The organism is Pseudoflavonifractor phocaeensis, assembly GCF_016901955.1.
GTDB lineage: Bacteria > Bacillota > Clostridia > Oscillospirales > Oscillospiraceae > Flavonifractor > Flavonifractor phocaeensis_A.
Genome location: NZ_JACJLC010000091.1, coordinates 1 through 10618 on the forward strand (window position 1 = coordinate 1; position 10618 = coordinate 10618).

The following is a 10618-nucleotide window of genomic DNA, read 5'->3' on the forward strand; positions in this document are numbered from 1 at the left end:
CCCGCAAATCAAATCCAGGGGCCCCCATGGGAGCTGGCTCCCATGGGGAACAAGCCCGGCTACGAGGACAAGAAGGCCGAGCTGGAGGCCAGACTGGGTTAAGTACCGGATTAGGCTGGGCTTGCCCAGGGGACCCGCCCCAGGCGGGACGGCGCTTTTGCGCCGAAGGGCGGCGGGATTCACTTCCGCCGCCCGCAAATCAAATAGGGCGAAGGATGACAGAAAACGGGTCTGCCGCGAAAAAAGCGGCAGACCCACCGTTTTTGCCCTGACCGGCAAAAAGTACGGCTCCATTCGGGAATTTTTTGTGAACTGCCGCAAATCAGTTGCAATTGCCCGGTAAAAATGGTAACATAAATGCACCAGGCCGGGGGATCCTCCCGGTTGACTATGAAGGAGTGATTTCTTATGGTGAGAGTGATCATGGGGGTCAAGGGCACCGGTAAGACCAAGCAGATGATCGAACTCATTAATTCCGCTGTACACAGCGAAAATGGTAATGTGGTATGTATCGAGCGCGGCAATAAGCTGACTTACGATATTCATTCCAAGATCCGTCTGGTGGAAGCCAGCCACTACGATATGGGCAACTTCGACTTCATGAAGGGCTTCATCAGCGGCATGTACGCCGGCAACTACGACATTACCCATATTTTTATTGACAGCCTCACCAAAATCGTGGGTGTGGACCCCGCCGACCACAGCGTGGAGGTTTTCCTGGACTGGCTGAGCAAGTTCTCCGACGACAACAACATCAAGTTCACTGTCACCATCAGCGCCGACGAGTCCCTGGCCACCGAGGGTGTCAAGAAATATTTCTAAGCAGCAAAAAAGGACGTGCCTTACGGCACGTCCTTTTTTCTGCCGTTTTGAGGGTAACCGGGCGGAAATCTGGTCCTGACCCTACTGAAACACCGCCTGGGAGTCGTCCACCGGGTGGCCGCACCGGTTGTCGATGTCGGTGCCGTTGTTTTCAAACAGGGTACCCTGGAAATCCAGCGCAATGTCGGTGGGCACGCTGTCCAGCAGCACGGCGGTACCGTTATTCCGAAACACATTGTCGTTGTACATGGAGTGGTTGGCGCTCTGGCCGTCGCTGTTGTAGTGGAAGGCCACGTTGTTGTGTTCCAGAGTACAACCGATGACGTTCACCCAGGATTCGTTGAGGGCCACCACCGCCGTGTCCCAGCCGGTAAAGGTGCAGTTGGTGGCCCGGCCGCTCTTCTCAAAAGAGAGAGCCGTCCCGGAGCCGTCCCCCACAAAGTCGATATCCTCAAAAAAATTGAGCCAGTAGGCGTTCTGGGTGTTTACGTGGACGGTGCCGGTAAACACCGTGCGGCCAGTGCCGTCGTCGCAGCCGTACATGGTGTGGGATATGCCGTTCAAATACAGCTCCCCCTCATAGGTCACCGGAGGCAGGTAGATCACCACCTCATCCTGCCAGTTGACGCTCTGGTCAATCTCATCCACCAGAGCCTGGAGCTCCTCCATGGTCTCCATGGGGTAGTCCCGCCAGTCATACACCAGGGTGTTAATGAGGGCCACATCGATGGTCTGGCGCACCCGCACCACGTCTCCGTTGGTCATGGTCACCGTCCACACCACCTGGGGGGAGCCGCAGTCCCCGGTGAAATCCAGAGTGGAAATAAGGGCGGCCCTGGGGTCGTAGTCGTCCCAGTGGAGGGGCTCTCCAGCCACCAGCTCGCTGGTTCCCGTTGGGTCCTGCTCCACCTCCACCGCCACGGAGGCCACATAGGCCTGGAACTCCGGCCAGGCATCCTCCCCGCTCTCCGTGTGATTGACATAAAACCTGGACGGCCACCGGGTCATTTCATCCGCTCTGCCGCTCTGGGAAATGTAGGGGGCCGGCTCGGTAAAGCTGTTGGCCCAGGCCACCACCAGCTGGTAGTCCACCCCATCCACGGTGTAGATCACCTGGCCGGTGTCGCCGCTGTCGTATTCCTGGGGCACATAGGGCCGGTTGAACCACCAGATGGTCCCGCCCAGGGCCCCCAGCACCACCAGCGCCGCCAGGGTGAGCAGCAGCTTTTTCCGCAGCGGCACCCCCTTCCCCGCCGGTTTCCTCTTGTGGACATCTCTGGCGCAGTGGGGGCAGAAGGATGCGTCCTCCGCCAGGGGGGCGCCGCAGTGGGGGCATTTTCGTTCTGTCATGTGCTCACGTCCTTTCCGCCAGCCGGCCCAGGAGGTATGCGTTGTGGCCGTTTACCATGGTATAGCCCAGCAGCTGGCAGTCCTCATCCAGCAGCAGATAGCAGATCCACCGGCTGCCTGTGGGCAGGTCCCCGGCCAGCTCCCCGATGGGCCGGCACCAGCTCTCCCGCCAGGGGCTGCGGTACCGGGCCCACAGGTGGAAGGCCTGGCTGTCGGTTTCCAGCAGGATCCCGGTGCGGCCAGAGCTGCTCCCCTTGATGTACCAGGCGGCCTCCAGGCCGGACAGCTCTTCCGGGGGGATGGGATTGCTAAACACCTGATCCCGGTCGGCCTGAAAGGCGGCCAGCTGGGTCTGGTACAGGGGGGTCACGTCGTAATCGCACAGGGTGACCTCCATTTCCCACCGGCCCTCCCCCGCCTGCCGGGGCTGTCCCAGGAAATAGGCCATCAGGTGGAAGTTGCTGTCAAACAGCAGCAGATAGCAGGTACCCGGGTTGCCGCGGGTAGCGTCAAAGCTGCTCCATTCATTCCCCGCCGTCTCCCTGCCCTGGTGGGTGACCAGCACCGCCATCTGGTAGCACACGGTCAGCGCCTCCTCCAGGGTGGGGTCCGGGTGATTGAATCCGCCGAAGCTGAGGATCCTGACCTGGGGCAGGTACTGGTTCACCGTGTCCCTGTTTACGATGCACATCCCGGTGTCGTCCACCCCGAAGTAGAGTTTCACCTTCCGCTCCCGGCCCAGCCACAGGCACAGGGCCAGGGCGGCCAGGGCCAGCAGGGGGATCAGCAGCCTCCGGGGGATCCGCCGCCGGGGGCGGACGGGGATGGGGACCGGCTGTTTGTCCCGGACGCTCCGGGCGCAGTAGGGGCAGAAGGCGGCCTGCTGCGGGACGGGCCGCCCGCAGTGGGGGCAGGGGGCCCACGGCCCGCTCACGACAGGGCCTCCATGAGCCGCAGCACATTTTTATACCGCCGCTGGGGGTTGACGTGGGTACACCGGTCCACCACCCGGCCCAGCCTGCCCCGGGTCAGCTCCCGGGAGGGGTGCTCCCCGGTGAGCATCACGTTGATGAGCACCCCCAGGGCGTAGATATCAGTGCGGATGTCACTCTGGGACAGGCCGTACTGCTCCGGGGCGGCAAAGCCCACGGTGCCCAGGATCTGGGTGTCGTTCTGGTTCTCCGGCTTGTGGAACCGGGCGGCGTCAAAGTCGATGAGCACCGCCTGCCTGTCCCGGAGGATGATGTTTTCCGGCTTCACGTCCCGGTGGACCGCCCCGATGGAGTGGAGCACCCACAGGGCCCGGCACACCTGCCTGACGATCCGCTTGGTCTCCTCAACGGTAAACAGGCTTCCCTGGAGCAGGCTACCCAGGGTGTCCCCCCGGACAAACTCCTCCACCACCAGATTGTCCTGCCCCCGGCTGGCCACCTCATAGATGGTGGGCAGATGGGGGCAGGTGTAGTCCAGCAGCTTCTGATAGACCTCCGGGTTGCCGGTGAACCGGCGGAGGATAAATTCTTTTCCTGAGGTCCTGTGACGGATGCGCCGGACGCTCCCCCGGGGGCCCTCCTTGATAAGGCGCAGCTCCTGATACTCCTCCGCCAGCGCCTTCGACAGCCATGCGTATATGGAAATCATCCCCAATGTTTGTATACTATGCAATTAGCTTATTGTTTTAAGCTGAAAAATGTTGTACATTAAGTATATATAATTTTGGCGCAAATGTAAAGTCAAGGGCTGGGACGGTCAGGCGCTGGGGCCTCAGCCCTGGGGAAAGGTAAGGAGATGTGAAAAATGAAGCTGAAAAAGAAACTGCTGTCCACCCTGCTGGCCTGCGTGCTGATCCTGGGCATGCTGCCCGTTACCGCCCTTGGAGCGGGAAGCGGCGCTCCCCTGACAACCCTGATTGTGGGGGGTACCACCGTCATCAACCAGGGTATCGTCCAGACGGTCTCCGGCAACGGCTGGAGCTACGCTGACGGCGTTTTGACCTTGAACAACGCCAATCTGACCGGCTCCGTGGTCACCGAGTATGAAAACGCCGCCATTTACGCCGTGGGAGACCTGACCATTCAGATGGTGGGCACCAATACCGCCACCGGCTCTCAGATCCAGGATACCAGCGGCATTGGCATCTTCATCAATGACGGCAGCCTTACCGTCACCGGTGATGGGACCCTTACCGCCTCCGGCGGAATGGGCAGCATTTGTCCCGGCTTGGTGATCTCCGGGCGCAATACGCCCTCCAGTCTGTCTGTCACCGGCGGTCATTTGATTGCAAAAGGCGGAACCGCCACAGGAGACTACGGTGAAAGTTACGGCGTGTATGTCAACAGCTTGGGCATGCAGGAAGAATTGACCGGGGTTAAGATTGATGTAAACGGGGGCAATTTTTCCATTGCAGGCGGTGTGGGTTCCTATAACACCACGGGGCTCTATGTCCATACGCTCATGGATTTCACCCTCTCTGTCAACGCCGGTACCATGGATGTTACCGGCGGAGTATGCACCGGTAACGATGGCATCAGCGATGGCATCTTTGCAAATTGTGTTGACGCCGAGTTCGGCAACAGCCAGCTGTCCGTCATCAACGGAACCCTTACCGCCATCGGCGGGACTGGCAGCCAGCGTTCTGACGGCATCATCACCAGTTCCGGCCTGGCCCAGGTGGGCCCCAACGGCAGCCTGCTGACCAATTCCGTGCAGGACACCAACCTGTCCGGCTCCGGCAGCTGGCTGGTTTACGGCAGCCTCAACGGCGTGGTCAACGGCAGCTTTACCCTGTCCTCCGACCTGACCGTACCCAAAGACGCCCGGATCACCATTCCCGCCGGGGCCACCCTCACCGTGCCCAAGGACGTGACCCTCACCAACAACGGCGTCATCAGCGTGGCTGAGGGCGGCACCCTGGCCGTCCAGGGCAAGCTGGTGGACAACGGCGTGGTCAACGGCACCGTCACCCAGGTGCCTGTGGAGCAGCCCTCCTCCTGGGCCGCCCAGCAGGTGAACGCCGCCATTTCCGCCGGCATCGTCCCCGCCTCCCTCCAGAGCAAGTACACCCAGACCGCCACCCGGGCTGAGTTCTGCGCCCTGGCCGTGGCCATGTACGAGACCGTCACCGGCACCGAGATCACCGACCGGCTCACCTTTGCCGACACCAGCGACCCCAACGTGGAGAAAATGGCCGCCTTGGGGGTGGTCAACGGCACCGGCGGCAACAACTTCTCCCCCAATGATCCTCTGAACCGGGAGCAGGCCGCCACCATCCTGGCCCGGCTGTCGGACGCCCTGGGCAAGCCCATCTCCGCCTCCGCCCCCACCTTCAACGACAATGCCTCCATCTCCTCCTGGGCCTTTGACAGCGTGGGCCAGGTCCAGGCCGCCAAGATCATGGAGGGCACCGGCGGCAACAATTTCTCCCCCGCCGTGGGTTACTCCAGAGAGCAGTGCATCATCACCATGATGCGGCTGTACGATCAGGTGAAATAAAATCGGTGCGGCGGGCGATTGGTAATCACCCCTACAGGCAAAAACGTGACGTATGCAAATCCGGCCCGGCGGGCGGGGACGGAGCCCCGCCCCTGCGGGCAATAAACCCAGCGTCCGCGAAACCGGGCTCAACCTTGTGGTAGGGGCGGCCTGTGGCCGCCCGGCCCCTGCGGACAGCCCCAACGACCGCGCATCTGAGCGGTCCCCAAGCAAGGAGGTGCTCCATGAAGGAAAAATCCACCGGCGATCTCAGCTTTGAGCTCATGTCCCAGCCCAATCTGGACGCCTACCTCAGCCAAAACGAGGACTGCTTCACCAACCAGAGCGCGGCGGAGTTTCTGATAGTCTACTTTCAGCGCAGCGGGATGACCAAGGCGGCGCTGGCCAGGAAGGCCGGCATGAGCGAGGTCTACCTCCATCAGGTTTTTTCCGGCCGCCGCAACCCCTCCCGGGACCGGCTGCTCTGTCTGTGCGTCTGCCTGGAGCTCTCCCTGGAGGAGACCCAGCAGCTGCTGAAGGAGGCCTGCCACGCCCCCCTCTACCCCAGGAACCGCCGGGACTCCATCATCACCTATGGCGTGCTCCACCGCCAGGCGCTGGCGGAGATCAACGAAAAGCTCTTTGAGGAAAACGAGAAAACCCTGTTTTGACCCACCCCAAGCGAAGGAGGAATTTTCATGAAGAAACGTCTGTTGTCCGCCCTGCTGGCCTGCGCCCTGGCCCTGGCCCTGCTGCCCGGCGCCGCCCTGGCCGCCACCCCCGGCTTGTCCAACTTCACCAAGAACAATACGTATACCGCCGGCATGTTCTCCGACGTGGCCTCCGGCCAGTGGTACTCCAGCGCCGTCCAGTCGGCCTATGAGTACGGTCTGATGCAGGGGGGCGGCGGGGCCCTGTTCAACCTGAACGGCCAGCTGACCATTGCCGAAACCATCACCATCGCCGCCCGGCTCCACTCCATCTATCAGGGCAACGGTGATTCCTTCCCCGCCGGCTCTCCCTGGTACCAGCCCTATGTGGATTACGCCGTGGCCAACGGGATCTCCTCCACCTATACCGACTACAACGCCAAGATCAGCCGGGCCGCCTTCGTCATGATCCTGTCCAACGCATTCCCTGACGAGGCCTTGGCCGCCAAAAATACCATCGCCGACAACTCCATCCCCGACATCCCCGCCGACGCCAACTACTACCAGGCGGCCTACCGCTTCTACCGGGCGGGCGTTCTGTCCGGCACCGACCAGGCCGGCACCTTCGCCCCCTTCAAGCAGATCACCCGGGGCGAGGTGGCGGTGATCCTGTCCAGCATGGTGAACCCCTCCCTGCGCAAGAGCTTTACCATGTCCGCCACCCCGGTGATCCTTTACAAGAGCCGGTACGAAAAGGTATCCGTCCTGCCCAATCAGGTGAGCACCTACCTGTCCCAGGGCTGGTCCCGCACCCGCCCCGCCGCCGTCACCCGGAGCACTCCCATCCGCATCCGCACCCAGCCCGTGATCGAGGAGATCAACTCTGTGGGCGGTGTGGACTTCAGCATCGCCTGGCAGAACAACTCCAGCAAAACCATCAAGTACGCCCACTTCTACGTCACTCCCTATAACGGGGTATGGGATCCCCTGGAGTGCGAGATCCGGGGCTATTCCCAGGCTGACTGCTACGTCACCGGCCCCATCGCCAAGGTGTCCGCCTCCACCGACCTGCTAAATACCTCCTCCGGTAATTACAAGGTGCTGGTACCCCAGGACCCCTATGGCCAGGGCTGGGACAACAATTATATGGTGGGCATCCAGAGCGGCCCCACCTTCTACAACTCCTTTACCGGTAATCTGGAACCAGTCAATGCCGATGTGTATCCCGATGTGTTCCTGGTCACCTACTGGGAAAACACCTGGTACAATGACCAGACCCGGTATCTGCTCATCAATAAGGTGGTGCTGGAGTACATGGACGGCACCAAGACCACCCTTACCGGCGACTCCCTGAGCAACTGCTTCTATTGATTTGTCGCCGGACAAAGACCGCGCCCTTTTCGCAGACCCTCTCCCCCAGCGCAGCCAAATCGAAGGAGGAAACCACAGTGAAGAGAAAACGCTTCCCCCTGTCCCTATGTCTGGCCCTGGCCCTGGTTTTATGCGCCTGCGGCGGCGGGACCCCCGCCCCCACACCCAGTGCCGCTCCGGTCCTGGAATCCACCCCTCTGACGGAGACTCCCCGGCCAGACCGGACCCCAACTGCGTCCACCCCCATGGCCCCCGGCGACACCATCTCTCTGGATTTTGCGAAAATCACCATAGGCAGGACGGACGGCGGCGAGAAAATGACCGAGGACGGGATCTCTTACGTGGCCAGCAGGGAAAACACCGCCTTCTTTTGGCTGGACGCCATATTGGCCAACACCTCTGAGCAGGACCTGAACCTATTTTATATGGACGTCCGTCTCACCTTCGACGGTACAGATCTCTATGAGGGAAGCGCACGGTGCTTCTCGGGCGGCAAGGTCCAACCTCAGGCTGAACGCACGATCTATCTTTACGCCGTGGTCCCTCCCGCCCGGCTGGAGAACTGGGAGACCGTCACCGTCCAGTTTGCCTTCAACGAGGACTTTGCCCAGTATGACTACCAGGCCAATGGCGGTCAGGAGCAACTGGAATACTACGACTACGTCTATGAGGTGACCCTGACCAACGAGGCCGTCTAAGGGAATGCGGCGGGGCGCCAATCCGTTACATAGGCAGTCCTGTAGACGCCCATCATTCCCACAGTGGGACCTACCGTGAACAAAAAGATGCCTGTCATTCCAGGCCCAAAGAAAGAACCAGACGATAAAAAGCGGGGCTGTTGCAAAATGATGCAACAGCCCCGCTGGCGTTTGATGAACCCGGCTCCATTGGTCACCCCATGTTGGAGAACCGCTCCACCGCCTTGGTAAAGCTCTCAATGGTCTTGTCCGCGTCGCCGTGCTGGATGCCGTCCAGCACGCAGTGCTTGATATGGCCCTCCAACACCACTTGGCCGCACCAGTGGAGGGCGGACTTGGCGGCGTTGATCTGGGCCAGCACATCGTCACAGGGGATATCCTGGTCCACCATCCGGTCGATGGCCTGGACCTAGCCAATGATCTTCCGCAGGCGGCGGTGCAGATTGTCCGCGTCCATACACTGTTTCATGGCGGTTCACCTCCCGGGCCCCTGGCCCGCTTTAAAAAAGGCGCCAAACCGCCAGTCATGGCAGATTTGGCGCTGTTCTGGCACCCCCGGCGCGACTCGAACGCACTACATCCCGCTTAGGAGTGAGGTTGAGCCAATGAACCACCGTGTTCCGCAGTATCCTTACACATTTTATTGTGAAATACTAACACAAAACAGTCTTTGATGCAAGTTTCTCTTTGTGCATATTTTGTATCATGGCGTGTCGTCGGGATGAAAAACTGCTGATTAGCAAAGAATTAGCACACCCTTGATTAGCAGAAAATTAGCAGAAATCATCCCGCTTGCAATGTGTTTCTTCATGTAACTATGCACTTTTTCAAGCCATCTTGCTTGTGGGGGAACTACCCTGAAAGGAGCTTCCTCATGTTAGGCTATCAAGTTGAAATCAAGCAGCTCGTGGATTATCCCCGTTGCCGGGTACATCGAGAATTTATCCAAACGCTCATCGCCGACTGGAGCATCCGAACCAACAACGGATGCTCCGGCCTTTTTTATTATGCCGTCCTCTGCTCCTACGCCAACTTCCGCACCTCCTACCGGCGGATCGATGGCATCACCTACACGATTTATCCCGGCGAATGGGTCTGCACATTTAAGGAACTGTCAGAATGGCTGCGACTCCGAACAAAGCGGCGCATCTTTGACGTCCTGGACGGGCTTCAGGATGACCACCTGATCGACTACAAGATTTTGGGGCGGGACAAGCTGGTGCGCTATCAGATCAAGGACTGGCGGCGGCATAACACCGTCCTGGACTATAACTGCCCCTGCCAAAAGGACACAGGCTTTTACTTTCTCCCCGTGTCAACGGCCACCGATTTAATCAGCGTCGGCAGATGCTCGGAAATGGACATCCTGCTGGATCTCTGGATCTCGGCGGTCTACAATGATGAACGGGTACAGGGTTCCTTTACCGGGCCGGTAGCCTATTTCCGAAACGGGAGCGGGAAGCCGCTGGTGTCCTATGCGGATCTCGCCGCCCGCTGGGGGATCTCGAAGGCGACGGTTGGCCGGGTGCTGAAGAAGCTCTCCCGGCTGGGCCATATTACACTGGTGACCTTTCCAGGACGCCACGGGACGGTCATCTACTTGAAAAACTATCTCTCCACCATGTTCCAAATCTCCGATGTCATGGTGGACAAGGCGGAGGTAGCCCTCTCGCTGAACATCAAGTTCCTTCCACCCGACGCAGAGCCAGAGGCGGCGGAGCGTTTCGCCTGCGGCCCAACGAGACTGCTTTTCGTTTCAAAAGCGTTCATGGACAATGTGGCGCAGAATGTCCTGCAACTTCTTGAGCGGCAAGGGGTTGCGTGCTCTCAATGTCACCGTTGCTCCTATCAGTTATATCCATTATCCGACGATGGAAAGGGTGAGTGTAGAGGGGTGCTCCGCATCCGAACCGCAGCGGATCGTGGACGCGCTCAGTGAGGGCAAGCTGGTGGTCGCCCTGATGACCAAGGGGCATTTTACCTCCAGCGGCCACTTCATTGTCCTACGGGGCGTGAAGAATGAGCAGATCCTGGTGGCTGACCCTGCCAGCACCACCCGCAGTCAGAAAGCGTGGGATCTGTCCATCATTTTGAATGAGGCCAGCAAGAGCGCGACCAGAGCGCGGCGGCCGGCGGTCCCTTCTGGATTGAATACGCCGCCTGAAACGGTGCCTTTAGACCGCACGAATGGTGCACCCAGACCGCTGAAATGGTGCATGGTCACCGCAGCCATGGTGCATTGACAGGATGGCCACT

10 protein-coding genes and 1 pseudogene are annotated in these 10618 nt (G+C 60.1%); 7 read left to right on the forward strand and 4 right to left on the reverse strand.

Annotation, left to right across the window (positions count from 1 at the left end):
* The first annotated feature begins 408 nt into the window (after positions 1–408).
* Complete coding sequence (locus H6B51_RS14540) at positions 409–822, forward strand: hypothetical protein (protein WP_204884375.1); 414 nt, start codon at positions 409–411, stop codon at positions 820–822.
* A gap of 81 nt (positions 823–903) precedes the next feature.
* Here the strand turns inward: H6B51_RS14540 and H6B51_RS14545 are convergent, their stop codons facing one another.
* Genes H6B51_RS14545 through H6B51_RS14555 form a run of 3 tightly spaced genes read right to left on the reverse strand, consistent with a single transcriptional unit; the run spans position 904 to position 3813 of the window.
* Positions 904–2172 (reverse strand): zinc ribbon domain-containing protein, encoded by a 1269-nt coding sequence (locus tag H6B51_RS14545; RefSeq protein WP_204884376.1) that lies wholly within the window; start codon positions 2170–2172, stop codon positions 904–906.
* A gap of 4 nt (positions 2173–2176) precedes the next feature.
* Entirely contained in the window at positions 2177–3106 is a 930-nt protein-coding gene (locus H6B51_RS14550; protein WP_204884377.1) for a zinc-ribbon domain-containing protein, read from the reverse strand.
* Positions 3103–3813: a serine/threonine-protein kinase gene (locus H6B51_RS14555; RefSeq protein ID WP_204884378.1), complete on the reverse strand. Its 711-nt coding sequence runs from the start codon at positions 3811–3813 to the stop codon at positions 3103–3105. The genes H6B51_RS14550 and H6B51_RS14555 overlap by 4 nt, the downstream gene beginning before the upstream one ends.
* Positions 3814–3969: 156 nt before the next feature.
* Between H6B51_RS14555 and H6B51_RS14560 the strand changes: the two genes are divergently transcribed.
* From H6B51_RS14560 to H6B51_RS14575, 4 genes are all read left to right on the forward strand, one after another.
* Entirely contained in the window at positions 3970–5664 is a 1695-nt protein-coding gene (locus tag H6B51_RS14560; RefSeq protein WP_204884379.1) for an S-layer homology domain-containing protein, read from the forward strand.
* 224 nt (positions 5665–5888) lie between these two features.
* Positions 5889–6314 carry a helix-turn-helix domain-containing protein gene (locus H6B51_RS14565; RefSeq protein ID WP_204884380.1) on the forward strand — a complete coding sequence of 142 codons (426 nt, stop codon included), beginning with the start codon at positions 5889–5891 and terminating at the stop codon, positions 6312–6314.
* A gap of 27 nt (positions 6315–6341) precedes the next feature.
* On the forward strand, positions 6342–7664 hold the full coding sequence (locus H6B51_RS14570; protein WP_204884381.1) for an S-layer homology domain-containing protein: 1323 nt from the start codon (positions 6342–6344) through the stop codon (positions 7662–7664).
* Positions 7665–7741: 77 nt separating this feature from the next.
* A complete protein-coding gene (locus H6B51_RS14575) occupies positions 7742–8362 on the forward strand; it encodes a hypothetical protein (protein ID WP_204884382.1) in 621 nt (206 codons plus the stop codon).
* 193 nt (positions 8363–8555) lie between these two features.
* On the opposite strand, the pseudogene H6B51_RS14580 reads toward H6B51_RS14575, so the two are convergent.
* Positions 8556–8831: pseudogene (locus H6B51_RS14580) on the reverse strand (metal-sensing transcriptional repressor).
* A gap of 405 nt (positions 8832–9236) precedes the next feature.
* Between H6B51_RS14580 and H6B51_RS14585 the strand changes: the two are divergent.
* Positions 9237–10301, forward strand: coding sequence for a MarR family transcriptional regulator (locus tag H6B51_RS14585; RefSeq protein ID WP_204884383.1), 1065 nt, complete (start codon positions 9237–9239; stop codon positions 10299–10301).
* Positions 10302–10311: 10 nt separating this feature from the next.
* A complete protein-coding gene (locus H6B51_RS14590) occupies positions 10312–10605 on the forward strand; it encodes a hypothetical protein (protein WP_335342174.1) in 294 nt (97 codons plus the stop codon).
* Positions 10606–10618: the final 13 nt, after the last annotated feature.

Coding starts and splice junctions, on each gene's coding strand:
- H6B51_RS14540 (WP_204884375.1), top strand. CDS start 409: ATGGTGAGAGTGATCATGGGGGTCAAGGGCACCGGTAAGACCAAGCAG.
- H6B51_RS14545 (WP_204884376.1), bottom strand. CDS start 2,172: ATGACAGAACGAAAATGCCCCCACTGCGGCGCCCCCCTGGCGGAGGAC.
- H6B51_RS14555 (WP_204884378.1), bottom strand. CDS start 3,813: ATGATTTCCATATACGCATGGCTGTCGAAGGCGCTGGCGGAGGAGTAT.
- H6B51_RS14560 (WP_204884379.1), top strand. CDS start 3,970: ATGAAGCTGAAAAAGAAACTGCTGTCCACCCTGCTGGCCTGCGTGCTG.
- H6B51_RS14565 (WP_204884380.1), top strand. CDS start 5,889: ATGAAGGAAAAATCCACCGGCGATCTCAGCTTTGAGCTCATGTCCCAG.
- H6B51_RS14570 (WP_204884381.1), top strand. CDS start 6,342: ATGAAGAAACGTCTGTTGTCCGCCCTGCTGGCCTGCGCCCTGGCCCTG.
- H6B51_RS14585 (WP_204884383.1), top strand. CDS start 9,237: ATGTTAGGCTATCAAGTTGAAATCAAGCAGCTCGTGGATTATCCCCGT.